Origin of the sequence: Kitasatospora sp. HPM-01-4, assembly GCF_051374625.1 — a bacterium.
Taxonomy (GTDB): domain Bacteria; phylum Actinomycetota; class Actinomycetes; order Streptomycetales; family Streptomycetaceae; genus Kitasatospora.
The window spans coordinates 2,620,567-2,644,124 of the sequence record NZ_JBPQGP010000005.1 but is presented as its reverse complement, the minus strand read 5'-3'; the positions used below and the strand labels follow the sequence as shown (position 1 = coordinate 2,644,124).

At 72.8% G+C, this 23,558-nt stretch carries 21 protein-coding genes; 7 read left to right on the top strand and 14 right to left on the bottom strand.

What is annotated here, in order from left to right:
• Positions 1–4 precede the first annotated feature (4 nt).
• On the bottom strand, positions 5–1,429 hold the full coding sequence (locus ACSMTC_RS11175) for an endonuclease/exonuclease/phosphatase family protein (RefSeq protein ID WP_436559511.1): 1,425 nt from the start codon (positions 1,427–1,429) through the stop codon (positions 5–7).
• A gap of 242 nt (positions 1,430–1,671) precedes the next feature.
• Between ACSMTC_RS11175 and ACSMTC_RS11170 the strand changes: the two genes are divergently transcribed.
• Both ACSMTC_RS11170 and ACSMTC_RS11165 read left to right on the top strand, forming a co-directional pair.
• Positions 1,672–2,028 carry a WXG100 family type VII secretion target gene (locus ACSMTC_RS11170; protein ID WP_436559510.1) on the top strand — a complete coding sequence of 119 codons (357 nt, stop codon included), beginning with the start codon at positions 1,672–1,674 and terminating at the stop codon, positions 2,026–2,028.
• Between the two features lie 65 nt (positions 2,029–2,093).
• Positions 2,094–3,146 (top strand): hypothetical protein, encoded by a 1,053-nt coding sequence (locus ACSMTC_RS11165; protein WP_436559509.1) that lies wholly within the window; start codon positions 2,094–2,096, stop codon positions 3,144–3,146.
• Positions 3,147–3,314: 168 nt separating this feature from the next.
• Here ACSMTC_RS11165 and ACSMTC_RS11160 read toward each other — a convergent pair whose 3' ends face one another.
• Positions 3,315–3,677 (bottom strand): hypothetical protein, encoded by a 363-nt coding sequence (locus ACSMTC_RS11160; RefSeq protein ID WP_436559508.1) that lies wholly within the window; start codon positions 3,675–3,677, stop codon positions 3,315–3,317.
• Positions 3,678–4,022: 345 nt separating this feature from the next.
• On the opposite strand from ACSMTC_RS11160, the gene ACSMTC_RS11155 reads away from it, so the two are divergent.
• Positions 4,023–5,249, top strand: coding sequence for a cytochrome P450 (locus ACSMTC_RS11155; protein WP_436559507.1), 1,227 nt, complete (start codon positions 4,023–4,025; stop codon positions 5,247–5,249).
• A 101-nt stretch (positions 5,250–5,350) separates the two neighbouring features.
• Positions 5,351–8,494 (top strand): ATP-binding protein, encoded by a 3,144-nt coding sequence (locus ACSMTC_RS11150; RefSeq protein WP_436559506.1) that lies wholly within the window; start codon positions 5,351–5,353, stop codon positions 8,492–8,494.
• Between the two features lie 115 nt (positions 8,495–8,609).
• Here the strand turns inward: ACSMTC_RS11150 and ACSMTC_RS11145 are convergent, their stop codons facing one another.
• The 6 genes from ACSMTC_RS11145 to ACSMTC_RS11120 are packed head-to-tail and all read right to left on the bottom strand — an operon-like array spanning position 8,610 to position 13,730.
• A complete protein-coding gene (locus tag ACSMTC_RS11145; protein ID WP_436559505.1) occupies positions 8,610–8,930 on the bottom strand; it encodes a DMT family transporter in 321 nt (106 codons plus the stop codon).
• Positions 8,930–9,607 (bottom strand): HAD family hydrolase, encoded by a 678-nt coding sequence (locus ACSMTC_RS11140; RefSeq protein WP_436559504.1) that lies wholly within the window; start codon positions 9,605–9,607, stop codon positions 8,930–8,932. Before ACSMTC_RS11140 ends, ACSMTC_RS11145 begins: the two co-directional genes overlap by 1 nt.
• Before the next feature lie 44 nt (positions 9,608–9,651).
• The gene (locus ACSMTC_RS11135; RefSeq protein ID WP_436559503.1) at positions 9,652–10,743 is read right to left on the bottom strand and encodes an ABC transporter ATP-binding protein; all 1,092 of its coding nucleotides are present in this window, start codon (positions 10,741–10,743) and stop codon (positions 9,652–9,654) included.
• A 28-nt stretch (positions 10,744–10,771) separates the two neighbouring features.
• Positions 10,772–11,581, bottom strand: a complete 810-nt coding sequence (locus ACSMTC_RS11130; protein ID WP_436564650.1) for an ABC transporter permease — start codon at positions 11,579–11,581, stop codon at positions 10,772–10,774.
• Complete coding sequence (locus ACSMTC_RS11125; RefSeq protein ID WP_436559502.1) at positions 11,581–12,546, bottom strand: ABC transporter permease; 966 nt, start codon at positions 12,544–12,546, stop codon at positions 11,581–11,583. Before ACSMTC_RS11125 ends, ACSMTC_RS11130 begins: the two co-directional genes overlap by 1 nt.
• 8 nt (positions 12,547–12,554) lie before the next feature.
• Positions 12,555–13,730, bottom strand: a complete 1,176-nt coding sequence (locus ACSMTC_RS11120) for an ABC transporter substrate-binding protein (RefSeq protein ID WP_436559501.1) — start codon at positions 13,728–13,730, stop codon at positions 12,555–12,557.
• A 314-nt stretch (positions 13,731–14,044) separates the two neighbouring features.
• Here ACSMTC_RS11120 and ACSMTC_RS11115 point away from each other — a divergent pair, with 314 nt between their 5' ends.
• Positions 14,045–14,848: a GntR family transcriptional regulator gene (locus ACSMTC_RS11115; RefSeq protein WP_436559500.1), complete on the top strand. Its 804-nt coding sequence runs from the start codon at positions 14,045–14,047 to the stop codon at positions 14,846–14,848.
• 178 nt (positions 14,849–15,026) lie between these two features.
• Here the strand turns inward: ACSMTC_RS11115 and tmpA are convergent, their stop codons facing one another.
• The 3 genes from tmpA to ACSMTC_RS11100 form a co-directional block, all read right to left on the bottom strand.
• Positions 15,027–16,598 (bottom strand): 2-trimethylaminoethylphosphonate dioxygenase, encoded by a 1,572-nt coding sequence (gene tmpA, locus ACSMTC_RS11110; protein WP_436559499.1) that lies wholly within the window; start codon positions 16,596–16,598, stop codon positions 15,027–15,029.
• 130 nt (positions 16,599–16,728) lie between these two features.
• A complete protein-coding gene (locus ACSMTC_RS11105; protein ID WP_436559498.1) occupies positions 16,729–17,661 on the bottom strand; it encodes a zinc-binding dehydrogenase in 933 nt (310 codons plus the stop codon).
• Positions 17,662–17,666: 5 nt separating this feature from the next.
• Complete coding sequence (locus ACSMTC_RS11100; RefSeq protein ID WP_436559497.1) at positions 17,667–18,089, bottom strand: nuclear transport factor 2 family protein; 423 nt, start codon at positions 18,087–18,089, stop codon at positions 17,667–17,669.
• A 142-nt stretch (positions 18,090–18,231) separates the two neighbouring features.
• Between ACSMTC_RS11100 and ACSMTC_RS11095 the strand changes: the two genes are divergently transcribed.
• The gene (locus tag ACSMTC_RS11095; protein WP_436559496.1) at positions 18,232–19,152 is read left to right on the top strand and encodes a LysR family transcriptional regulator; all 921 of its coding nucleotides are present in this window, start codon (positions 18,232–18,234) and stop codon (positions 19,150–19,152) included.
• 186 nt (positions 19,153–19,338) lie between these two features.
• Here ACSMTC_RS11095 and ACSMTC_RS11090 read toward each other — a convergent pair whose 3' ends face one another.
• Both ACSMTC_RS11090 and ACSMTC_RS11085 read right to left on the bottom strand, forming a co-directional pair.
• Positions 19,339–20,742, bottom strand: coding sequence for a DHA2 family efflux MFS transporter permease subunit (locus ACSMTC_RS11090; protein ID WP_436559495.1), 1,404 nt, complete (start codon positions 20,740–20,742; stop codon positions 19,339–19,341).
• A gap of 14 nt (positions 20,743–20,756) precedes the next feature.
• Positions 20,757–21,344, bottom strand: coding sequence for an NADPH-dependent FMN reductase (locus ACSMTC_RS11085; RefSeq protein ID WP_436559494.1), 588 nt, complete (start codon positions 21,342–21,344; stop codon positions 20,757–20,759).
• Positions 21,345–21,475: 131 nt separating this feature from the next.
• On the opposite strand from ACSMTC_RS11085, the gene ACSMTC_RS11080 reads away from it, so the two are divergent.
• Complete coding sequence (locus ACSMTC_RS11080; protein WP_436559493.1) at positions 21,476–22,126, top strand: TetR/AcrR family transcriptional regulator; 651 nt, start codon at positions 21,476–21,478, stop codon at positions 22,124–22,126.
• A 281-nt stretch (positions 22,127–22,407) separates the two neighbouring features.
• Here ACSMTC_RS11080 and ACSMTC_RS11075 read toward each other — a convergent pair whose 3' ends face one another.
• On the bottom strand, positions 22,408–23,499 hold the full coding sequence (locus ACSMTC_RS11075; RefSeq protein WP_436559492.1) for a pyridoxal-phosphate-dependent aminotransferase family protein: 1,092 nt from the start codon (positions 23,497–23,499) through the stop codon (positions 22,408–22,410).
• Between the last annotated feature and the right edge of the window lie 59 nt (positions 23,500–23,558).

Sequence of the window (23,558 nt, the reverse complement as noted above, 5' to 3'; positions counted from 1 at the left end):
CCTCTCAGAGGGTGAAGGTGGCGACGGCGGCGGCGGTGTCGGACGGCCACTCGTTGGCGGCGGCGTTCGGTTCGGCCTGCGGCCAGCCGACGGCCAGGGTGTGCGCCTCGACGAGGGTGAGCGCTCCGGCGTACTGGACCTGGTCGATCCGGTCCTGCGGCTCCGGCTTGCCGCCGCGCTGCCGGCGGGTCGGCGACCAGGTGTTGCCGGGCGAGGCCGCCGGATCACGGTGGACCCGGCGGTAGGCGTCGGTCAGTCCGGCGTCCTGAAGCGCCACGGTGACCGGCCACTTGAGCGGGCCGACGCCGGAGTGGGCCGCGGCGGTGGCGGCCGTCCAGTCCAGGTGGGAGGGGGAGGAGAGGCCGGCGGCCAGGATCACCCGGTGCCCGGCCCTGATGTCCGCCCGCACCGCGGCCGCCAGCGTCTTCGCCTGTCGGCCGCGCACGGAGGCCGTCTCGGCCGCCTCCACCTCGGCGGCGCTCCTGCCGTCCTGGACCGCGTACGGGCCGTAGTCGTTCTCGTCCAGGTGCGCGGCCCACAGCCTGACGTCGCGCCGGCCGGGCAGCCGGACGGTGACCGCGGCGGCCGGCAGTTCGGCGGTGGTGCCGGTGACCGCCGTCAGCGGGTAGCGGCTGAGGACGCCGATGCTGCCCGCGCTCTGGTACGCGTACCAGCCGAGCGCGTCGGCCAGCGCCTTGGCCGCCGTGCCCGCCGTCTCCTGGAGCGAGACCACGTCCAGACCCTGGGTGAGGATCACCCGCAGCTGCTTCTCCAAGCCGTCGGTGCTGTGGGTGCCCGCGTCCCACAGGTTCCAGCTGGCCACCTTCAACCGCACCGGGTGGTCGGCGGCCCGTACCGGCACCTGGACGGTGAGGGTGTCCACGGCACCGGAGGCGTCCTTGGCCTGGACGGTGACGGTGCCCGGGTGCGCGGGCGCGGTGTGCGGCGCGGTGCCCTTGACGGTCCCGTCCGGATCGACGCCCAGCCAGGAGTCCCCGCCCGTACGGCGGTACCCGACCGCCCCCGTGCCGTGCGTCCACAGGCCGCCCAGCCTGGCGGCCACCGCCGCGCCCGGTGTCACCGCGGTGGCCGTCAGAGCGTCGACGGCCAGGTGCCCGCGGACGGGCACGGGCTTCGGCCGGAAGCTGAACGGCGTGGTCCGCGCCAGGACGCCGTAGCCGTCCTTGGCCAGCAGGTACGCGGTGTACGGGCCACCGGTCAGCGCGGAGGTGTCCAGCTGGACGTCACCGGCGTCACCGGCGGTGTACTTCCACACCAGCGAGGCGCCGTTGCCGGGCTGCCGGGTGCCGTCGTAGATCCCGACCCAGTTCTTGGGGTCGGGCGTGTCGGTGGTCCAGTGGAAGGTGAGCCTGTCGCCTTCGGTGGGGTTGGCCAAAGTGCCGAGGACGAGGGTGGAGCCTGTCGCCACGGAGATCCTGTCCGCCGCGCCAACGCTGGTGCGGCTGGGTCGAGTTGGCTGTACAACTGATGCCAATTCACTCCGAGCGCGGCGGCCTTCACATGAACAGGGCGTGACATGCCGTCGGGAGGATGCGGAACTCGGCCGGTGGCCGGTGCGTATTCCAGGCGAAAGGGGGGTCTCGTCGAGCGGTTTTGTGTTCGATAGCCTCTTGACGCGCTATCAGCCGAGAACGTATGGGGGAGTGGGAAATGAGTTTCCTCGGAGAAGCCTGGAACGATGCCAAGAGCCTGGCCGGTGACGCCGTCAAGGTCGGCGAGGACATCGTCATGGCACCTGCGGAGATCGCGCACTGGGCGCTGACCCAGATGTTCGGCGGCGGTGAGGCCGATCTGCACCGGATCGCGAACGAGCTGTCCGAGCTGAGCAAGCAGATGGACGGGCTGTCCAAGGAGATCGGCGCCGCCCTGGGCCAGCTGACCTGGCACGGACCGGCCTCCGACGCCTTCGTCGGCTACGCCCAGGCGCGGGTCGGCGAGATGAACACGGTCTCCGACGACCTGTCCTCGCTGAGCCAGTCGGTCGACCGCCTGGCCAAGGCGTACTGAGCCGGCGGTCGGCGGACTCTCTCTCCAGCAACAGCACGAAGAAATCACGGGGGTATCGGTCCGACATGGAAAATGACCAGTTCGGCTACCAGATGCAGGAACTCGCCAAGATCGAGCAGGACTGGCGCTCGGTCGGTGAGCGGATGGAGCAGCTCAACCAGCAGCTCGCACAGATCTCGCAGACGCTGGCCAGGGCGACCGAGGTCGACCTCGCCGCGAGCCCGTTGGCCGGGATAGCCGGCTTCGGAATCGCCTTCGAGGTGGCCGGTGACGTCAAGCGGATAGCGGCCGCGGCCAACCGCCTGAAGGCCGACAAGGAGCAGTTGGCCAAGCAGATCGCCGACGGCGCCGAGCGGATGAAGGCGGTACGGGCCGAGTACGAGGCGACCGAGAAGCGGATCGAGGAAGACCTCAAGAAGAACGATCAGCAGCACCAGCCGCCCGCCGCCCCGAAGCCGCAGCCGTCCGGCGGCGGTTCCGGCGGCCACGGCGGCGGCTCGGGCGGTCACGAGGGCGGTCACGAGGGCGGTGGCACCGGCGGCCACGGCGGCTCGGGCGGCCACGAGAGCGGCGGTTCGGGCGGTCACGAGGGCGGTGGCCACGAGAGCGGCGGCGGTGGCGGCCACGGCGCGCCGGACGGCCAGGTCAGCACCGCCAGCGAGATCAAGGTCTCCGAGGTCACCTACGGCGGCGCGGGCTCGTGGAAGGGCGGCAAGGACGCCACCGAGGACTACATCAACCAGGCGCTGGACAAGATGGGCATCACCGATCCGCAGGCCAGGGCCAACTGGATGCGCGGCATGCTCACCATCGCCGAGCGCGAGTCCAGCTACAACGCCCCGCACTCGCAGATCTGCACCTGGGACACCAACGCCCGCGGCGAGCGGGTGGCGGACGGCGCACCGGCCGACTGCTCGCGCGGTGGCTGGCAGTGCATCCCGACCACCTTCGCCGCGTACCACCAGCCGGGGACGTCGACCGACATCTACGACCCGGTCGCCAACTGCTGTGCGTCCATGAACTACATCATGGACACCTACCACGTCTCGCGCGACGGCTCGAACCTCACCCACAACGTCCAGCAGGCGGACTCCAGCCGGCCGGCGAAGGGGTACTGACCGCCACCCGCACGGCGGCGCCGGCGGACGCGGTTCCGCTCAAGTCACCTGACGCACAACCCGGTTGGTCCTCCACGGGCCGCTGATGCCGATTCCGCCGCCGGGCGAGCCCGCCGCCCGGCGGCGGACGGCCGTGCGTGACCGCCGGACGGGGCCGGCCCGGCGGGCTCAGCCGCAGTCGGAGGTGAGCGAGCCCACCGGGCGGCCGTCCAGCTCGTGGTCGCCGAAGCCGGAGACCTCCTGCTCGTCGCCGGCGAAGTGCGGCCGGTCGTTGAGGCGGACTATGCAGCCGAAGCCGTCGGGGATCGGGTTGCGTACCGACTTCGGCCGCACGGCCGGCCCGAGGTCGTCCAGCTCGCGGAGACCGAAGCCGGTCTTCGTCACGTGCGCGTCCTCGGCGAGAAGCACCCGGCCGCTCTGGTGCGGCCCTTCGAAGAGGCAGAAGTAGCCCTTCTCGCAGGTGAGTTCGCCGTTCGCGGGGTCGGCGCCGGCCGTCGAGGCGGTGGTGGCGGCAAGGCCAACGGTAGCCATGGCCATGACAGCAAGCCGGATGGCACGGTATCGCATGCGGGATCCGTTCGTCGGGGGGAGATGTCACCCATGGTGTCCGGGTGACGGCCCAACGCTATCCGGCACATGATCCCTGTACGGACTTTTTAACGGGATTCGTGTACCGGGACTTTCCCTGTCGATGGCGCAGATATGACGGATCGTCGGGCCCCTTCCCCCGGAACTCGTCCGCCGCCGAGCCGCGCCGAGCCGTCGCGAGGCCACGGCCGGCCACGCCTTCGGTACGGCCGGTGTCAGAGCCGTGTCAGTCGTATGTCAGGTCCGTCGGCGAACGTGGTCGCAACGACCGCCACGGAAGGACATCCGATGAGTCAGACGGCTCCCGTCCCGCACGGCCTGCCCATGGAGCGCGATGCGGGCCCCTTCGACCCGCCCCGCCGGATCACCCGGCTGCGCGAGGCCCGCCCGGTCAGTCCCATGCTCTTCCCCGACGGCCACGAGGGCTGGCTCGTCACCGGCTACGACGCGGTCCGCCGGCTCATGGCGGACACCCGGTTCAGCTCCCGCCAGGACATCGGCGTCCTCCACGTGCCGTACGAGATCCCCGGCATGCCCGCCGTCACCGAACCGTCCCCGCAGGTGCCGGGCATGTTCATCGCGATGGACCCGCCGGACCACACCCGGCTGCGGCGCAGGCTCACCGGCGCCTTCACCGTCAGGCGCATGAAGCAGCTCGAAGAGCACATCGCCGAGATCGTCGAGCGGCAGCTGGAGGAACTGGCGCGCCTCGCCCCGCCGGTCGACCTGGTCAGGGAGTTCGCGCTGCCGGTGCCCTCGCTGGTGATCTGCGAACTGCTCGGTGTCCCCTACGAGGACCGGGAGGGCTTCCAGGCCGACTCCGCCAAGTTCCTGGTCAGGGACCTCCCGCTGGACGAGAAGGCGGCCGCGTACGGTGCGCTGGCCACGTACCTGGGCGAACTGGTCACGCGCAAACGGGCCACCCCCGGCGAGGACATACTGTCCGACCTGGCCCGCCACGAGGACCTCACCGTCGAGGAGCTGACCGGCGCCGCCTTCCTGCTGCTGCTCGCGGGCCACGAGACCACCGCCAACATGCTGGCGCTGGGCACCTTCGCGCTCCTGGAGCACCCCGGGCAGATGGCCGAACTGCGTGCCGAGCCGGATCTGCTGCCCGGTGCCGTCGAGGAACTCATGCGCTACCTCTCCGTCGTCGACATCCTCTACCGCTACGCCACGGAGGACATCGAACTCGGCGGTGAGACGATCGGCGAGGGATCGACCGTCGTGGTCTCGCTGCTGGCCGCCAACCGCGACCCCCGGCGCTTCGACGACCCCGACACCCTGGACATCCGCCGCGAGGCCCGCGGCCACCTGTCCTTCGGCCACGGCATCCACCAGTGTCTCGGCCAGCAGCTGGCCCGCATCGAGATGCGCGCCGGTTTCAGGGGACTGCTGCGCCGCTTCCCGACCCTCGAACTCGCCGTCCCCGCCGACGAGGTGAAGCTCAGGACCGACATGAACATCTACGGCGTCCACGAACTGCCGGTCACCTGGACCAAAACGGCCCCGTAGGAGTGGACCGGCGAGCCGGAACAGGGGCTCATCGCCGCGACAACCGCCCCCAGCGCCCGGGCAACTGGCTGACCGTCAAACGGCCATGACAAAATCGGCGGGTGCAGATCGGGATACTGGGGCCGCTGAAGGTTCGAACGGACGACGGGGAAGCGGCCGAGGTGCCGGGGGCGCGGCTGCGCGGACTGCTGATCGCCCTCGCGCTCAGGCCGGGTCACGTGGTCCCGAAAGCGTCGCTCGTCGACTGGATCTGGGGGGAGTACCCGCCCGCCGACGCGACGAACGCCCTGCAGCGCCTGGTCTCCCGGCTGCGCAAGGCACTGCCGGACGGTGCGGTCGAGGGGCAGCCGGACGGCTACCGGTTGACGGTGGAGCCCGACGCCGTCGACGCCGTGCGGTTCGAACGCCTGGTCAACGCGGGACAGGCCCGCACCGAGGACGCTTCCGGGCGGGTGCGACTGCTGCGCGAGGCCCTCGAACTGTGGCGCGGCGCGGCCATGCAGGACGTCGGTCTGCAGGACAGCGAGGCGTTCGACGCCGCGGCCGTCCGGCTGGAGGGGCTGCGCCTGACCGCCACGGAGGAGCGGTTCGACGCGGAGCTCGCCCTCGGGCACGGTGCGGAGCTGGTCACCGAGCTGACCGACCTGGTGGCCGCGCACCCGGTGCGGGAGCGGCTCGTCGCCGCGCTGATGCGCGCCCTCGCCGCGGCCGGTCGCGACAGCGAGGCGCTGCTGGTCTTCCAGCGCGCGAGGGAGGCCCTGGCCGACGCGCTGGGCGTCGACCCCTCGGCGGAGCTGTCCGCTCTGCATGTCGCGCTGCTGCGAGGGGAGTTGGGGCGGCGCGAGGAGAGCCGCAAGACCAACCTGCGCGCCGAGCTGACCAGCTTCGTGGGCAAGGACGCCGATGTCGCCGCGGTCCGTGAGCTCATCGCCGAGCACCGGCTCACCACCGTCATCGGACCGGGCGGCTCCGGGAAGACCCGGCTGGCCACGGAGACCGCGCGCACGCTGCTCGGCGACCTGCCGGACGGGGCCTGGCTGGTGGAACTCGCCGCCATCGGCGCGGACGGCGACGTGGCGCAGTCGGCGCTCGCCGGCCTGGGCCTGCGGGACTCCCTGCTCGGCGGGGCCCCGAACACGGAGCTGACCGACCGGCTCATCGCCGCGATCCGCGAGCGGGAGACGCTGCTGATCCTGGACAACTGCGAGCACGTGATCGAGTCCGCGGCGGTGTTCGCCCACCGGGTGCTCGGGGAGTGCCGGCGGCTGCGGATCCTGGCGACGAGCAGGGAACCGCTCGGCATCACCGGGGAGGCGCTGTGGCCGGTCGAGCCGCTGGCCCTGCCGGAGGGGGACGCGGACCCGGGCGGGATCGAGTCCTCACCCGCCGTCCAGCTGCTGCGGGACCGGGCCGGGGCGGTGCGCCGGGACCTCGGGGTCGACCCCCACACGCTGACGACGATGGTGCGCGTCTGCCGGGCGCTGGACGGGATGCCGCTGGCGATCGAACTGGCCGCGGCCAGGCTGCGCACGATGTCCGTCGACCAGCTCGCCAACCGGCTCGACGACCGGTTCCGCCTGCTGAACAGCGGCAGCCGGACCGCGCTGCCGCGGCACAAGACGCTGCGCGCGGTGGTCGACTGGAGCTGGGAGCTGCTCACCGACGCCGAGCGGACGGTGCTGCGCAGGCTCTCGGTGTTCTCGGGCGGGGCGGGCCTGGAAGCGGCCGAGCGGGTCTGCGCGGGCGACGCGGTCGAGCAGGAGCAGGTGCTCGAGCTGCTCACCGCGCTGACCGAGAAGTCACTGCTGCTCGCCGAGGGCGACAGCGCTCCGCGCTACCGGATGACCGGCACGATCAAGGAGTACGCCGGGCACCGGCTCGCGGAGGCGGGGGAGTCGGACCTGGCGCGCCAGGCGCATCTCGCCTACTTCACCGAGCTCGCCGAGACCGCGGAGCCGCACCTGCGCCGCGCCGAGCAGCTGGACTGGCTGGCCACGCTGGAGGCCGAGCACGACAACATCGCCGCGGCGGCGCGCGGCGCGCTGGCGGCGGGCGAGGCGCAGGCGGCGATGCGGCTCGCGGCGGCCGCGGGCTGGTACTGGTGGCTCGGCGGGCACCGGACCGAGGGCATGGAGCTGATCACCGCGGCGACCAGGACGCCGGGCGAGGTCGCCGACGAGGTGCGCGCCATGGTGTACGCGCTGGTCGTGCTGTTCGTGAGCTCCGGGCGGAGCGACGAGCACCAGGCGGCGGTGTGGATCCGCGAGGCGCACCGGTTCAGCCGGCGGAGCCGGCGCCGCTACCCGCTGCTGGGGCTCGTCGACGCGCTGGAGCGCCTGCTGCACGGGCCCGACGCGGTCCTGTCCGCGTTCGAGCCGCTGCTCGACGACGAGGACCCCTGGGTACGCGCGCTGGCCCGGCTGCACCTGGGCAAGATGCGGATCATGCTCGGCCACGACGGGTGGGACGCGGACCGGTATCTCGAGACGGCGCTCGGTGAGTTCCGGGCACTCGGCGAACGGTTCGGGATCTCGTTCGCCCTGACCGAGCTGGCGGACCGGATCGCCGTGCGCGGCCGGTTCGCCGACGCGTGCGAGCACTACGAGCAGGCGATCGCGGTCGTCACCGAGGTCGGCGCCACCGAGGATGTCATCCGGATGCGGTCGCGGCAGGCGCAGCTGTACTGGCTGCTGGGCGACGAGGACGCCGGCGCGGCCGCCATCGCCGAGGCGCAGCGGTGCGCGGAGCGGGTCACCTGGCCGGACGCGCTGGCCGAGCTGGCCCTCGCGAAGGCGGAACTCGCCCGGTGGGGCGGCGACGCCGAGGAGGCGCGCAGGCAACTCGACGCCGCGACCGCCAAGTTGGGCGACGAATCGGAGTCGGCGAGCATCCGCGCGATGAGACACGACCTGCTCGGCTACCTCGCCGACGACCTCGGCGAGGCCCGGGCGCACCGCGCGGCGGCCTGCGAGGCGGCGACCGAGGCGGGGCACGCGCCGGCGATCGCGCAGGTCCTCGTCGGGGTCGCGGACCTGGCACTGCGCCGTGACGAGCACGGGCAGGCCGCGCGGCTGCTCGCGGCGAGCGCCGGAGTGCGCGGCCTGCAGGACCGCTCCCACCCGGACGTGGCCCGGATCGAGCAGGCCGCGCGGAGCCGCCTCGGCGACGCGGAGTTCGCCGAGGAGACCCGGGAGGGGACGCGGATCGACTGGTACGAGCTGGTCGCGGTCACGCTCGCTCCCTGAGCGAGGCAGTCGCCCGGACGTACCCGGCACCGGGAGGCGCCGGTGCCCGCAAACGGGAAGGGGCTGACGGAAGCCGGTGGACGGCGTTCCGTCAGCCCCTTTCGGGCCGTACCGCTCAGTGGCTGCCGCGCAGATTGAGGACCACCACACCGACGATGATCAGTGCGATGCCCAACCACTGGGCGCGGCCGAGCTGTTCGCCGAAGGCGGCGACGCCGATGGCGGCGACGGCGGCAGTGCCCGCACCGGACCAGACCGCGTACGCGACCGAGACCGGGATGTGCTTCAGGGCCCGGCCCAGCAGCAGGAAGGAGAGCGCGTAGCCGATGCCCACGCCGATGCTGGGCCAGAGCCGGGTGAAGCCCTCGGTGAGTTTGAGGCAGCTGGTGGCGCAGACCTCGCTGGTGATGGCGAGGGCGAGCAGCAGGTAGGGCATCACGCGGGCCCGGCGGCGAGCCGGCCCAGCAGTGCGAGGTCGGCCTGCTCCAGGCTCTCCAGCAGGGTGATCCGCTCGGCGGCGGCGATCGGCACGGTGGACGGTACGGCCAGGACGTTGCAGCCCGCCGCGTGGGCGGAGGCGACGCCGGTCGGGGTGTCCTCGACGGCCACACAGGCGGCCGGGTCCAGGCCGAGCCGCTCGGCGGCGGCGAGGTAGGGGGCCGGGTCGGGCTTGGTGCGCTCGGTGTCCTCGGCGGCCAGGGTGGTGGTGAACCACTGGCGGCCGAGCGAGGAGAGCACCAGGTCGACCACCCGGCGCGGCGAGGCGGAGACCAGTGCGGTGGGCACGGCCGCGTCCCGCAGCTCGGCCAGCAGGGCCAGCGCGCCGGGCCTCGGGACTATCTCGGCGGCGACCTTGCCGGTGAACAGCTCGTCGAGCTGCGCGGCGAGTTCGGCCTCGGCCCGGTCGGTGCCGCTGGCGCGGTGCAGATGGGCGGCGGTGTGCTCGACCGGGCGGCCGAGCACCTCGGGCACGTCCTCGTCGGTGAGGGTGAGGTCCAGCTCGGCGGCGAGTTCGGCGGCGGCCTGCCACCAGAGGTGCTCGGTGTCGACCAGGGTGCCGTCCATGTCGAACAGGACGGCGGCCGGGCCGGAGCGGATGGGGGAGTCAGGCATGGCGGTACCTTCGGTGTTCATGAAGAGCAACGGTTGAGGAGATGTCAGGCGCCCGCAACCCGCCGGTCGACCAGGACCGGGCGCTCGGGCAGCGTGATGTCGGCGGTGCTGCCGACCGGCAGGCCGGCGGCCGCCTCGGTCGGCAGGTCGGACTTGACCTCGGTGCCGTCGGCGAGCCGTACGGTGAGGCGGGTGACGCTGCCGAGGAAGGACGCGGACACCACCAGCGCCCGGCCGTCGGCGGCGGGCACCAGGCCCACGTTCTCCGGGCGGACCAGCACGTCCAGCGCGCCGTCGGCGGGGACGCTGCCGTCCACCTCGTGCCGGCGGCCGAGCACCTCGACGCCGTCGCCGGAGCGCTCGCACGGGATCCGGCTCATGGTGCCGACGAACTCGGCGACGAAGGCGGTGGCCGGGCGGGCGTAGAGCTGGGACGGGGTGGAGCACTGCTCCAGGCGGCCCGCGCGCAGTACGGCGACGCGGTCGGCCATCGACAGCGCCTCCTCCTGGTCGTGGGTGACGAACAGGGTGGTGATCCCCAGCTCCTGCTGCAGCCGGCGGATCTCCTCGCGCAGGCTGAGCCGGACCTTGGCGTCCAGCGCCGAGAGCGGCTCGTCCAGCAGCAGGACGCGGGGCTGGAGGGCGAGCGCGCGGGCGAGCGCCACGCGCTGTTGCTGGCCGCCGGACATCTGGTGCGGGTAGTGCCCGGCGCGCTGCGGCAGGCCGACCAGCTCCAGCAACTCCTGGGCGCGCTGGCGGCGTTCGGCCTTGCCGGTGCCGCGCATCCGCATCCCGAAGGCGACGTTGTCGAGCGCGGTCAGGTGCGGGAAGAGGCTGTAGGACTGGAACACCATGCCCGCGTCGCGCCTGTGCGCGGGGATCCTGGTGATGTCCTCGCCGTCGACCAGGACCTCGCCAAAGTCGTGGGTCTCGAAGCCGGCCAGGATCCGCAGTGCGGTGGTCTTGCCGCAGCCGGAGGGGCCGAGCAGGGCGAGCAGTTCGCCGGGCTCGACGGTCAGGTCGAGGCCGTCCAGGGCGGTGGTGGCACCGAAGGTGCGGCGCAGCGAACGGAATTCGACGGTCGCGCCGCCGGTGGCGAGCGGTGCACCGGAGCTGAGGGCGGTAGCCGTGGTCATGCGGGGGACTCCTGGAGTTGCAAGGGGGTCAGGAACGCGCGGACTTGCGGCCGCGGCCGACGGCGGACATCAGCAGCAGCACGACCCAGACGATCAGCAGGCTCAGCATCGAGACCGCGACCGACATCTGGCCGTCGCTCTTGCCGTTGGAGTTGATCCACACCGAGAAGGGGGCGAAGCCGAGGATCGAGGCGGTGGTGAACTCACCGAGCACCAGGGCGACGGTGAGCACGGCGGCGTTCAGCAGCGCGCTGCGCAGGTTCGGCAGCACCACGGTGAACACCGCGCGCATCCAGCCGGCACCGCAGTTGCGGGCGGCCTCGACCAGGGTGACCACGTCCACGCCGCGGAGTCCGGCGTCCAGCGCCCGGTACGCGAAGGGCAGCGCCATCAGCACGTACGCGATCACCAGGACGATCGGGAACTTCGGGTCCTGGATGGCCACGATGGTCTGGAAGAACGGGGTGTCGGAGAGGTAGTCCGGACCCCAGCGCAGCACACCGACGATGCCGGTGGTGAGCGCGACCACCGGGACCACCAGCGGCAGCGAGCAGATCACCTCGATCACCGGGCGCAGCCTGGGCGCGCCGAGCCTGGCCGCGAGCAGCGCCGGCAGCAGCAGGACCAGCAGGAGCACGACGGTGACGGCGGCGAGTTCCAGGCTCAGGGTGAGGCTGTCCAGGAAGCCGGGGGCGTTCAGCAGCTCGGTGTAGGCGCGGAAGGAGAAGCCGCCCTTGGTGTCGTCGACGCTGAAGTAGACCGAGGCGGCCATCGGTACGGCGAAGTAGACGCCGCAGATCAGCAGGACCAGTCCACGACCGAAGCGGATCTTTGAAATCAGGCTAGCCACTTGGCACTCCGGCGCTGAAGGGGCAGGTAGATCGCCATCACCAGGCAGGCGACCACGATCATGTCGAGGCCGAGGGCGAGCGCCAGGTTGCCCTGGCCGACCAGCACGTTGCCGGAGAGCGCGTCGCCGATCTGCATCGAGATCAGCGGTACCGAACTGCCCACCATGGCCTCGGCGGTGGCGTACGCGGCGAAGGAGGCGCCGAACAGCAGCACGAACCCGCCGAGCAGCGAGGGCAGCAGCACCGGCAGTGCGACATGGCGCCAGTACTGGACGACGGTCGCGCCGTTGTTGTACGCGGCCTCGCGCCACTGCACCCGCAGACCCTCCAGGGCCGGGGTGATGGTGAGGATCATCAGCGGCACCAGGAAGTACAGGTACACCACGGAGAGGCCGCTGAAGGTGTAGAGGTTCCAGCCGTACTTGGTGAGGCCGAGCTTCCTGGTCACCTCACCCGCGTTGCCGAGGGTGGCGACGAACATGAAGGCCAGCGGGACACCGCCGAAGTTGGCCAGCACGCCGGAGCCGGAGAGCACCGCCTCGCGGAACAGCCGGAACCTGGAGGTGACCACCGCCTGCGCCAGCGGCAGGCCGACCGCGGTGCCGATCAGCGCGGTCAGCAGCGAGAGCTTGATGCTGCCGTACAGCGCCGTCCAGTACGCGCCCTGGAGCGAGTCGGTGATGTTCGCGGTGGTGAAGGTGCCGCCGCCGTCGGGGGAGTCGGACGAGGTGGTGAACGCGCCGATCGCGATCGCCACCGTCGGCAGGCCGAAGCCGACCAGGAAGAACAGCAGCAGTGGGAGCGCGGCCAGCCAGGCGCGGCTGCCGCCGCGGCCGCGCCGCGGGGTGGCGCGGGTGGTCAGCGCCTCGGGGGTGACGGTGCCGGGGGTCCCCGCGCCGCCGCCGAGATCGGCGGCGGCGGGGGTCGGCACCGGGGTGGGAGCCGTAGTCATGGTCCGGATCAGCCCGCGATCGCCTTCGCCCAGTTCTCGGTCACGGTCTTCTTGGCCGCGTCCGTCTGAGCCTGGGTCGGGAAGGTGGTGAACGGCTTGGTGACCGCCGGCAGCTTGGCGGCGGCCGCGGCGTCCAGGGTGCCGGCGCTCTTCATGGCGTCGAACAGGGCCGGGGTGGCGTAGCCGCCCAGGAAGCCGTTCTGGCCCTCGGCGCTGTAGAGGTACTCCTCCCACAGGCGGGCGGCGGCCGGGTGCGGGGCCCACTTGTTGATCGCCTGGTTGTAGTACTGGGCGTAGGAGCCGTCCGAGGGGATGGCGACCTTCCAGTCGATGCCCTTGTCCTTGAACTTGTCGGTGTAACCGGTGTTCAGGTACGACCAGTCGACGGTGATCGGGGTCTCGCCCTTCTCGATCGTCGCCGGGGTCACCTCGACCGGGTTGAAGTTGCCGGCCTGCTTCAGCTTGCCGAAGAAGTCGATGCCCGGCTGGATGTCGTCCAGCGAACCGCCGTTGGCCAGCGAGGCGGCCCAGACGGCGCTGAGCGCGGCGGCGGCCTTGGTCGGGTTGCCGTTGAGCGCGACCATGCCCTTGTAGTCGGGCTTCAGCAGGTCGGCGAAGCTCTGCGGGCAGGCCGAGACCTTCTTGGCGTCGCAGCCGATCGAGACGTAGCCGCCGTAGTCGTTGTAGGACAGGCCGTCCGCGTTCTTCATGCTCGCCGGGATCTTGTCGAAGTCGGCGACCTTGTACGGGGCGAGCAGGCCCTGGGCGCCGGCGCTCTGCGCGAAGGCGGTGCCGAGGTCCAGCACGTCGGGGGCGCGGTCCTGGCCCTTGCGGGAGGTGACCGCGTTGATCTCGTCCTGGCTGGTGCCGTCCGGGTTCTCGTCCTCGATGTCGATCCCGTACTTGGCCTTGAAGCCGTCCATCAGCTTGCCGTAGTTCGCCCAGTCCTTGGGCAGCGTGATGACGTGCAGCTTGCCCTCCTTCTTGGCGGCGGCGACCAGGGCGTCCATCCCGCCGAAGTCGGCGGCGGAGGTGGCGTCCTTGGCGGCCTTGCCACCCGCCTTCGCGGGGGCGTCACCGGAGCCGGCGGCGGTCGAACCGGCCGACCCACATGCGGTGAGGGAGAGCGCGGCGGCGGTCAGCACAGCCGCGAAGGCGGCGGCACGGGCACGGTGCAACGTCACGGGAAGGTTCTCCTGACAGGGAGGGAGCGGCAAGCCGGGGGTATCGCTCATGCGGGGAGGTGTCGGAGGACTCAAGGTCAAGTTGGCTAGGCAACTCGTCGCCGACGTCGGTAAGTACGCCGGAGCCCGATGACGGGAAGGTGAACAGACGGCCCAGCTCAGGGGGCGGGTGCGGGAACGGTGGAATCCGCGTCGCCGCACAGTGATCAGCAGCGGCTACAGTCGGTGGCGTCCGCACCGCACCGTGTGCGGGCCCTGCCCGAGGAGGGACATTGACACACGCGGCACGGACCCCCCTGACACAGGAGACGGACGTGGCACCGGAGACGGACGTGGCACAGGACCTTGAGCACACCACGGCCGTCGACCGGCCGTCCGGTGCGCTCTACCGCCAGGTGGCCTCCGACCTGCGCGAGGCCATCACCTCGGGGTCGTTCGGCGAGTCCGGACGCCTGCCCGCCGAGGGCGCGCTGGCCGAGCAGTACGGGGTCTCCCGGGGCACCGTCCGGCAGGCGCTCGCCCTGCTGCGCGCCGACGGACTGGTCACCTCGCGGCGCGGCACCCGCCGGGTGGTGCTCGGGGGTGCCAGGGTCCAGAGCTTCTCCGAACTGCTCAGCTTCACCCACTGGGCCCGCTCGATGGGCGAGGAGCCCGGCGGGCGGATGGAGTCGCTGGTCCGGCGGCCGGCCGACGCCGCCGAGTGCGAGCAGCTGCGGCTGGCGCCCGGCTCCGAGGTGTACGTCGCGCTCCGGCTGCGCACCCTCTCCGGCACGCCCGTCATGGTGGAACGCATCGTGTATCCGCCCCGGGTGGGCGAGTTGGTCGCCCAGCTGCCGCCCGACGCGGTCTCGCACACCGAGTTCCTGCGCGAGCACGGCATCCTGTTCACCGACGCCGACCACACCATCGACGTGGTCGCCGCCAACGCGGAGGACGCCCGGCTGCTCGGCTGCCGCCGGGGCAGCCCGCTGCTCCGCGAACGCCGCCGCACCACCGACCCCACCGGCACCCCCGTCGAGTGGTCCCAGGACCGCTACCTCCCCGGTACGGTCGCCTTCAGCATCCACAACTCCCTGGCCGCCTCGGCGCTTTCGCGCCACGCCCGCGAGGTCGACTGAGCGCCGAGCGGGCGTGTGCCCGGGGGCGGGGAACCGTGCCAGACGGAAGCTGCGGCCCCGAAGCGCTCCCGCCGGTGGCCGTGGTGCACCGGCCCCGGTGGGTCCAGTCGGGCGCGACCGGGCCGAAGACGGCCGGCTTCCGTCTCGCGCGGCTCCCCGCGTCCCTGCTCCCGGACCGTCAGGCCATCAGGCGCTGGAGCAGCGGCCGGAAGTGGGCGAACGGTGGGGTCGGCGCGTTCGCGACCTTGGCCTGCTCGTCCCAGCGGCGGACGGCCACCGCGTCCTCGGCGCCCGGGAGCGCGGCGAAGGCGGCCGCCTCCGAGGCGTCCATCGGCCCGCCCTGCACCCGCAGGGTGTACTCGGAGGCCTCCGACAGCCGGGCCCGGTAGTCCGGTTCCACCGCGCACAGGTACCGCTTCGCGGCGACGTGCAGCCGGACCGGCTCGGTCACCTCGGGGCCGAACCACTGCGCCAGCCAGTCGGCGCCGGTGTGGCTGTGGCGGTTGTCCTGCCCCTGCATCAGCTCCAGGCCGGAGCCCCCGAAGTGGCCCACGTCGTGCAGCAGCGCCGCCGCGACCAGGTGCGCGGGCGCCCCCGCCGCCTCGGCCAGCGCCCCGGCCTGCAGCATGTGTTCGGCCATCGTCACCTCCTCGCCCAGGTACTCGGCCAGGCCCTCTCCCGCGAAAAGCCCCTCCAGCGCGTCCAGCCCGGCGGCCCGCCGCTCCAGCACCGCGAGCGTGGAGGCCAGCGAGTCCAGGTCGGCGTAGCAGCCCTGGAGGTGGCGGTGCCCGTCCTGCTCGAAGGCCGTACGGGCGTGCAGCAGACGGGTGTTGTCGAAGATCAGGCAGTCTCCGGGCTCCAGCCGGAACGTCAGCTGCAGTTCCGGCCGCAGCGTGATCCCGGCGAAGCGCCGGTACGCGGCGTAGAAGGCGTCCAGCTCGGCGGCCGGCAGGCGCAGCGTGGCGATCGAGCGGTTGTTGAACCGCACCTCGCGGATCCGCCCCAGGGCGTCCACCTCGATCAGCGGCCGCTCGGCCCGCAGTTCGGCACTGCGGTCGCGGAACGCGAAGGGTACCGGCGTGCGGGTCAGTACGGCGAAGTCCTCGGGGGCCTCGGCCCGCAGGATCGCCGCCGCGCGGAAGCCGTCCACCAGACCGGAGTCGCCGCCCGCCGAGTCGTTGCGCAGGCAGTGCAGCAGTTGGAGGGTGGGCACCGGGTCGCGGTACGGGTTGTCGGTGTGCGGTGCGATGGCCACGCTGGTGAAGGCCAGGTTGTTGGGGTCGGGCTCGACACGGACGTCGAACAGGTCGCCGTAGTTGGTCTCCCGGACGTACCCGAAGCTGCGCGCCACCTGAAGGACCTGCCGCTCCACCGCCGGCACCCCGTGCAGCACCGCGAACCCGCACTCGCGCACCGCCGCCAGCACGGCCGCCCGCTGCGCCGCCTCCGCCAGGTAGGCCTCCCAGTCCGCCCCGGGCAGGCCGGCCGCGAAGTCCGCCGCCTCCCACAGCCGCTTGCCCTGCTCGGTGCGGCCGTCGCCCGTACCGGACTCGGTGAGCCACTCCACCGGGTACCGCGAGCGGTGCCCGTCCGACCAGCGCACCGCCAGCACCCCGGCCTCCTCCGCCTGCTCCGCGATCGCCAAGTCGCCCGGCAGATCGGTGATCTGGAACAGCTTCTGCCCGTTGCGGGGGTCACGGCACTCGGGACACGGGCAGTTGTCGCGCAGCCAGTACACGGAAAGCGGCATCGGGATCTCCTCCTCGGATCGCGCCAAGTTGTATAGCCAACTTGAGGTCGCGCCCGACCCTGCCCGGCCGGGGTGAGACACAGACGACGGGTGGATGGCCACGACGCGAACAGCTGCTGGCCCATCGGCGTCAGCCCACGGTCAGCACCGCGTTGCCGCGCACGCGGCGGCCGCGCAGATCGGCGATGACGTCGGCGGTCCTGGACCAGTCCCGGACCGAACCGATCTCCGGGTGCAGCCGTCCGCCGGCCACCAGCCGGACCAGGGCGGCGAGATCGTCGCCGTACTCCCGGTCGGAGACGGTGTAGTCGAAGTGCGCGATCCTGGCCTGGGCCGGGCCCCGGAAGAACTCGAAGAAGTCCAGGGTCACGGGCACGCCGCCGGCCTGGCCGAACCAGACCAGCAGGCCGCCCGGCGCGGCCTTGGCCAGCGCCGCACGCAGCGACGGTCCGCCGACCGACTCCAGCACCAGGTCGAACGGTCCGTCCGCCCGCTCCACCGAGGTCAGCACCTCCACCGCGCCGAGTTCGAGCAGCCGGGCGCCGCGCTCCCGGCTCGCGCTGACCGCCGTGACCGCCGCCCCGGAGGCGGCCGCCAGCTCGGTGACGTAGTGTCCGACGCCGCCGCTCGCCCCGGTGAGCAGCACCCGCCGCCCGGCCACCGGGCCGGCCGCCCGCAGCAGCCGCAGGGCGGCGATCCCGGCGAGCGGCAGCGCGGCGGCGGTCACCGAGTCGACGCTGTCCGGCAGTTCGGCCGTGCTCCGGGTTGGGACGGCGACCCGCTCGGCCCACCCGTACCCGGGCGGATGGGCCACCACCCGGGCCCCGACCGCCGGGCCGCTGCCGTCGGCGGCGGCCCGCACCACCCGGCCGGCCACGTCCTTGCCCGGCCGCCAGTCGGGCCGGGGGAGCGGGAGCACCCCGTCCAGCTGCAGGGTCTCGCCCCGGTTGACCGAGTACGCCTCCACGGCGATCACCAACTCGTCCGCGGCGGGCGCCGGTTCGGAAGCCTCGCCGAGCACCACCGGCCTCCCGCTCCCAGCGCCGGGCAGTACGGCCCTCATGGCCGTCACTCCCCGGCGAAGACGACGGTCTTGGCGTGCAGGGTGTCCCCGAAGTACTCGCGGACCGAGGCGATCCGGCCCTCGCGGACGGTGAAGACCGCCAGGCAGTGCTGCTCGTACCGGCCGCCCGCCCTGGCCAGGCCCCGGCTGGTCCACTCGGCCAGCACCTGGTCGCCCTCGGCGATCACACCGCCGAACTCCAGCTCCAGCGACTCGGGCACCAGCCGGGCGAGCATCGAGGGGATGAACTCGTCGAGGATCTCCTCCGGCCCGGTCCAGGTCCGCGACAGCGGCAGGTCGCCCGCCAGCGTCCAGGTCGCGTCCGGCGCGAAGAAGCGGCGCAGCGCGTCGAAGTCCCCGGTGACCAGGGTGTCCATGTAGTCGAGGATGACGGCCTTGCTGGCGGCGGTGAGCTCTGCGGTGGTCATGTCGTTCCCAGCCCTTCTGGCGTTCTCTTTCCGGTAGTTGAACCCTAGGAAGAGCACGGCGTGGCAGGGAAAGACCTGTTTCCGATCGGATCAGAACGGAACGGCATCACAGCAGCTCAGTGCGGGTCGTAGACTGCCCGGCATGTCCGAACTTCGCCGCCTGCGCTACTTCCTGGCCGTAGCCGAGGAGCGGAACTTCACCAGGGCCGCCGAGCGGCTGCACATCGCCCAGCCGGCGCTGAGCCGTCAGGTCCGGCAGCTGGAGGAGGAGCTGGGGGTGCGGCTGCTGGACCGCAGCACCCACTCCGTCGAACCCACCGAGGCCGGGCTGCTGCTGATGGAGCGCGGGGCCGCCCTCTGCGAGGAGGCGGACCGGCTCTGGCGCGACCTGAAGGGCCTGGCCGGGGGCGAGCAGGGCACGCTGTCGGTCGGCTACAGCACCAGCACCGGGTACGAGACGGCGCCCGAGCTGCTGGCGGCACTGGCCGAGCGACACCCCGGCATCACCGTGGCCACCCGGCTGCTGCCGACCGCCGAGATCGTGGCGGGCGTCGCCGACGGCACGCTCGACGCGGGCCTGGTGCGCTGCCCGCCGCCCGCACCGGAGCTGGTCCGCACCCTGCTCCGCCTGGAGCAGCAGGGCGTCCTGATGGCCGAGGGGCACCCACTCGCCTCCGCCCCGAGGGTGGACATCGCCGCGCTGGCCGACGAGACCCTGCTGGTCCACCCCCGGGAGGCCAACCCCGGCCACTACGACGCGGTCCTCGGACTCTTCGAAGGGCTCGGGCGGGCACCGAGGCTGCTGCTGAGGCAGCTCTCGTTCGACGCCGCCCACACCCCGGTGACCCGCCGTGAGGCCGTCTCGATCGTCGGCCGCTCCGCGGTCCGCAGCCTGCCGGCCGGCCTGCTGTGGCGGCCGCTCTCCCCGGTCGCCACCATCGAGATCCATCTGCTCACCCGGGGCCGGCCCACCCGTCCCGCCGTCACCCGTCTGCTCCGGACCGCCTCCGACACGGCCCACGCCAACGGCTGGCTCCGCTCACCGGACACGGCCGGGTCCTGATCCCGTACGCGGACCGGGCGGCGCCCGGGGCGGGGGAGCCCCGCTGGGACCCGCCATCCGGGTGGTACGAGGTCGCTACGGCGACCGGGGGACGCCACGCGGCCGGCCGAGCGGCTCCGCTGCTCCCGGCCGCCGTTCCACGCGCTGCCCGGGTGCCACTGCTCGGGTCGCCCTAGTCGGGTCGCCCTAGTCGGGGAGTCCCGCCTCGGGGCGTCGGCGAGGCAGCAGGAGCGCCGGGAGGAGGGCCAGCCCCATCAGCGCGACCGCCCAGCCGTAGGTGTGACGGAAGGCGTCGGCCGGGTGGGTCGCGGTCCGCTGGGCGCCGGTGAGCAGGACGGAGAGCAGCGCGGTGCCGGTGGAGGCGGCGATCTGCTGGAGGATGGTGACCGCCGTGGTGGCCAGTGGCACCTCCTCGGGGGCGACGCTGCGGGTGGCGGCCGCGATGGTGGGCATCATGGTCAGCCCGACGCCGACGCCCAGCACCGAGAGGGCGGCCTGCAGGTGCCAGAAGGGGACGTCCCCGGTGACCTGGACGGTGAAGCAGAGGAAGCCGGTGGTGGCGACGGAGACACCGGTGAGCACGATCCGGCCCGGCGGGTAGCGGTCGATCAGCCGCCCGGCGAACTGCATGGTCACCCCGGTGGCCAGCGCCTGCGGGACGCCCAGCAGCCCGGACTGCGCGGCGCTCTGCCCGCGCAGCTCCTGGTAGTACAGCGGCAGCAGGATCAGCGAGCCGAAGTACGCGCAGACGAAGAGCACCTGGGACCCGGCCGCGGCGGCGAACGGCCGCCGGGCCAGCAGCCGCAGGTCGAGCAGCGGGTGATCGGTGGTCAGGGCGCGGGCGACGAACCCGAGCACCATGGCGCCACCGGCCAGCATGAGGACCGGGTCCATGCCGCTGGTGAGCCCGTAGATCAGCAGGGACAGCCCGGGGGAGAGCAGCAGCAGACCGACCAGGTCGAGGCGTCGGCCCGGCCGCGGCATCTCCTGGGGCAGGGTCCGGACCGCGAGCAGTATGGCCACGGCCGCGACGGGCGGGTTGATGAAGAAGATCCACCGCCAGGAGGCGGCGTCCACCAGCGCGCCGCCCAGGATCGGGCCGGCCAGCGGGCCGAGCAGGACGGGCAGGCCGAGTACGGCCATCGCCCGTCCGGTCCGCTGGGGTCCGGCGGACCGGATCAGCAGGGTCATGCCGACGGGTGTCAGCATTCCGCCGCCCAGCCCCTGGAGCGCCCGGAAGGCGACCAGGCTCTGGGCGTTCCAGGCCAGCCCGGCCAGTGCCGAGCCGGCGCCGAACAGGACGAGCGCGGTCAGGTACAGCCGTTTGGCGCCGATCCGGCCGATCGCCCAGGCGGTGACCGGGATGACGGTGGCCAGGGCCAGGGTGTAGCCGGTGGCCACCCACTGGATGGTGGTGAGCGGTGCGGCGAAGCTCCGTCCGAGGGTGCGCATCGCCGTGTTGACGGCGGTGGTGTCCAGCACGCTCATGAACGAGCCGAGGACGACCACCAGCGCGGTGGCCCGCAGGCCGGCGCCGGTGCCGGCCGCCGGCGGATCCAGGCGGGCGTGCGGGGTGGCACTGGTGGTCATGGGCGCTTCCCCGCTCAGTTTCCGTAGGGCCGGTCGGCGCGGGCCTGCCGCAACGCCAGACCCCACCAGATCAGTTGGTCCAGCATGCCCTTTGCGGCGCCCTCGGCCACGGTACCGTCCACCAATTCACCCTGCTCGTCGAAGCAGGACCAGACGGAGTGGAAGCTGACGCTGTCCCGGACGGTGGTGGCGTGCAGCTCGGCGAAGACCAGCCGCAGCTGCTCGACCGCGCGCAGCCCGCCGCCGAGGCCGCCGTACGAGACGAAGCCGACCGGCTTGGCCTGCCACTGGGTGTAGTGCCAGTCGATGGCGTGCTTGAGCGGCGCGGGGAAGCTGTGGTTGTACTCCGGCGTGATCACCACGAAGGCGTCCGCCTCGGCCAGCCGGGGGGAGACGGCCGCGAGCAGCTCCTTGTCCTCGGCGGAGGGGGTGCGGCTCATGACGGCGGGCAGCGGGTGCTCGGCCAGGTCGATGAAGTCGACGTCGAGCTCGGAGCGCCGCTGCGCCTGACGGACGAACCAGTCGGCCACGGTCGGGCCGAAGCGGCCCTCGCGGGTGCTGCCCAGGATCACGGCGAGGCGCAGCGGAGTGGTGGTGGACATGACTCTCCCCCAGGAGGTGTGAACGGGAATCGGGTGTGGCACGCCGACCTTCCGGCGGGGCACGTGAAGTAAAGTACAACGATCATTGCAACTATTACAACGACCATTGCAATTTTTCGGAGGAGTCCGCGATGACCGCTCAGCCCAGCCCTGCTCCCCGCCCGCGTCGCGGGCTGGCGGAGAAGCGGGCCGCCATCGCCTCGGCCGCCTGCGCGGTCTTCGGGCGCGACGGCTACACCCGCGCCGGCATCGACGCCATCGCCAAGGAGGCCGACGTCTCCACCCGCACCATCTACAACCACTTCCCGGGCGGCAAGGAGCAGCTGTTCGCCACGGTGATCCACGAGAGTGCGAGCCGGGTGGCCGCGGCGCAGTGCGAGGTCATGGAGCGCCACCTCGGCCGGGTGGTGGACCTGGAGGCGGACCTGGCCGCGCTGGGCCTCGCCTGGGTGCGGCCACTGACGGAGTTCTCCGGCCACTTCGCCCTGGTCCGCCAGGTGATCGCCGAGGCCGGGCATCTTCCGCCCGCCGTGCTGGCGGACTGGCGGCAGGCCGGGCCGGAGGCGGTCCAGGCCGAACTCGCCCGCCACCTCGGCCGGTTGGCCGACCAGGGACTGCTCGTCGCGGGGGATCCGGACCGCGCCGCCCGCCACTTCATCCTGCTGGTGGCCACCGAGATCACCAACCGGACCATGTGGGGCCTCTTCCCGCTCCCCGAGCCCGAGGTCCAGGCGATGGTTGCCGCCGGCGTGCGGGACTTCCTGCGCCTGCACGGGAGTTGAGGCCGGGCGGTCGTGGCCTTCGGGGGCGGGAGTTGAGGCCGGGCGGTCGTGGCCTTCGGGAGCTCGGGCGTACCGGTTCACCGGCGCCGCGAAGGGCCCGGGCGCGGTCGGCGGGCGCGCCTGGGCGCGCGCCCGCCGGAGTTGCTTCAGTCGCCCCTTGGTCCGGCGGTGGCCTCAACTCCGCGCGCCAGGCGGCGGGTGGCCGACGGGTGGCCGGAGAGACGGGGGAACGGCCACGGGGAGAAGTCCTGCCGGTCCGCCGCCAGGCCCCGTCGTACCCCTCAGTCGGTGGCGACGGCCGCCTCCCAGGCCTCGGTCGCGGCCTCGGCGGCCGGGCCGGCCTCGGTGCCGGGCAGGGCGGCGGCGAGCGCGGCGAGGACGAAGTGGACGGTGTCCAGCGTGGCGGCGGTGCCGTAGTGGTTGACCCGGAGCATCTCGGCGGCGAGCGGGCCGCCGCCGGGCTGGACGGGCAGGGCCGCGTCCAGGCTGGCGGCGAGTTCGGCGGCGTGCAGACCCGGCGGGGTGCGCAGGGTGGTGGCGACCGGGGCGGCGTGCTCGTCCCGGTGGACGTACGGGGTGAGGGTGCCCAGGGCGCGGACGCCCGCCCGGGTCGCGGCGGCGGCCGCGCGGTGCCGGGCGATGGCCGCGTCGAGGGTGTCGGCCGCGATCCGGTCCAGGCAGGCGTCGAGCGCGAGCATCTCCAACTGGGCCGGGGCGTGCGGGAGTACGGCGCGCCCGGCGTCCGTCCAGCGCTCCTTCCAGTCCAGCAGCGAGAGGTAGGAGCGGCGCGGTGCGGCCGGGTTGGCGGCGATCCGCTCCCAGGCACGGTCACTGACCGAGACGGCGGACACCCCGGCCGGGCCGCCCATCGCCTTCTGCCCGCCGATCACGCACAGGTCCACGCCCCACTCGTCGGTGAGCAGCGGCTCGGCGGCGACCGAGGCGACGGCGTCCAGCATCAGCAGCGCGCCGTGCGCCCGCACCACGGCGGCGATCTCGGCGACCGGGTTGGTGTTGCCGGTGGCGGCCTCGGCGTGCACCAGCGAGACGAAGTCGATCTCCGGGTTGGCGGCGAGCGCCTCGGCGACCTGCTCGGCGCCGACCGCGCTGTCGAACGGCACGGCCAGGTCCACCACCTTCGCGCCGCAGCTGCGCAGCCAGTTGCCGAAGGTCTGGCCGTACGGGCCGGTGACGATGTTGAGCGCGCTGCTGCCCGGGTGCGCGGCACCGCGGATCGCCGCCTCCAGCGGGAGCAGCGCCTCGCCCTGGGTGACGATCACGTCGGCCGTGGTGTGCAGTAGCGCGGCGACCTTGTCCTCGATCGCGGCGAACTGCGCCGCACTCAGCGGCGGAAGGTCGAGGAAGGGGCTCACGGGGCCGGCCTTTCGGAAAGGTGTGCGTACGGCTGGGTCCCGCCCAGTCTGCCGCATCG

What these genes read in the sequence shown, in the direction of transcription:
- ACSMTC_RS11170 (WP_436559510.1), top strand. Translation starts at nt 1,672, where the DNA reads ATGAGTTTCCTCGGAGAAGCCTGGAACGATGCCAAGAGCCTGGCCGGT.
- ACSMTC_RS11165 (WP_436559509.1), top strand. Translation starts at nt 2,094, where the DNA reads ATGGAAAATGACCAGTTCGGCTACCAGATGCAGGAACTCGCCAAGATC.
- ACSMTC_RS11160 (WP_436559508.1), bottom strand. Translation starts at nt 3,677, where the DNA reads ATGGCTACCGTTGGCCTTGCCGCCACCACCGCCTCGACGGCCGGCGCC.
- ACSMTC_RS11155 (WP_436559507.1), top strand. Translation starts at nt 4,023, where the DNA reads ATGAGTCAGACGGCTCCCGTCCCGCACGGCCTGCCCATGGAGCGCGAT.
- ACSMTC_RS11145 (WP_436559505.1), bottom strand. Translation starts at nt 8,930, where the DNA reads ATGCCCTACCTGCTGCTCGCCCTCGCCATCACCAGCGAGGTCTGCGCC.
- ACSMTC_RS11140 (WP_436559504.1), bottom strand. Translation starts at nt 9,607, where the DNA reads ATGCCTGACTCCCCCATCCGCTCCGGCCCGGCCGCCGTCCTGTTCGAC.
- ACSMTC_RS11135 (WP_436559503.1), bottom strand. Translation starts at nt 10,743, where the DNA reads ATGACCACGGCTACCGCCCTCAGCTCCGGTGCACCGCTCGCCACCGGC.
- ACSMTC_RS11125 (WP_436559502.1), bottom strand. Translation starts at nt 12,546, where the DNA reads ATGACTACGGCTCCCACCCCGGTGCCGACCCCCGCCGCCGCCGATCTC.
- tmpA (WP_436559499.1), bottom strand. Translation starts at nt 16,598, where the DNA reads ATGCCGCTTTCCGTGTACTGGCTGCGCGACAACTGCCCGTGTCCCGAG.
- ACSMTC_RS11105 (WP_436559498.1), bottom strand. Translation starts at nt 17,661, where the DNA reads ATGAGGGCCGTACTGCCCGGCGCTGGGAGCGGGAGGCCGGTGGTGCTC.
- ACSMTC_RS11100 (WP_436559497.1), bottom strand. Translation starts at nt 18,089, where the DNA reads ATGACCACCGCAGAGCTCACCGCCGCCAGCAAGGCCGTCATCCTCGAC.
- ACSMTC_RS11095 (WP_436559496.1), top strand. Translation starts at nt 18,232, where the DNA reads ATGTCCGAACTTCGCCGCCTGCGCTACTTCCTGGCCGTAGCCGAGGAG.
- ACSMTC_RS11090 (WP_436559495.1), bottom strand. Translation starts at nt 20,742, where the DNA reads ATGACCACCAGTGCCACCCCGCACGCCCGCCTGGATCCGCCGGCGGCC.
- ACSMTC_RS11085 (WP_436559494.1), bottom strand. Translation starts at nt 21,344, where the DNA reads ATGTCCACCACCACTCCGCTGCGCCTCGCCGTGATCCTGGGCAGCACC.
- ACSMTC_RS11080 (WP_436559493.1), top strand. Translation starts at nt 21,476, where the DNA reads ATGACCGCTCAGCCCAGCCCTGCTCCCCGCCCGCGTCGCGGGCTGGCG.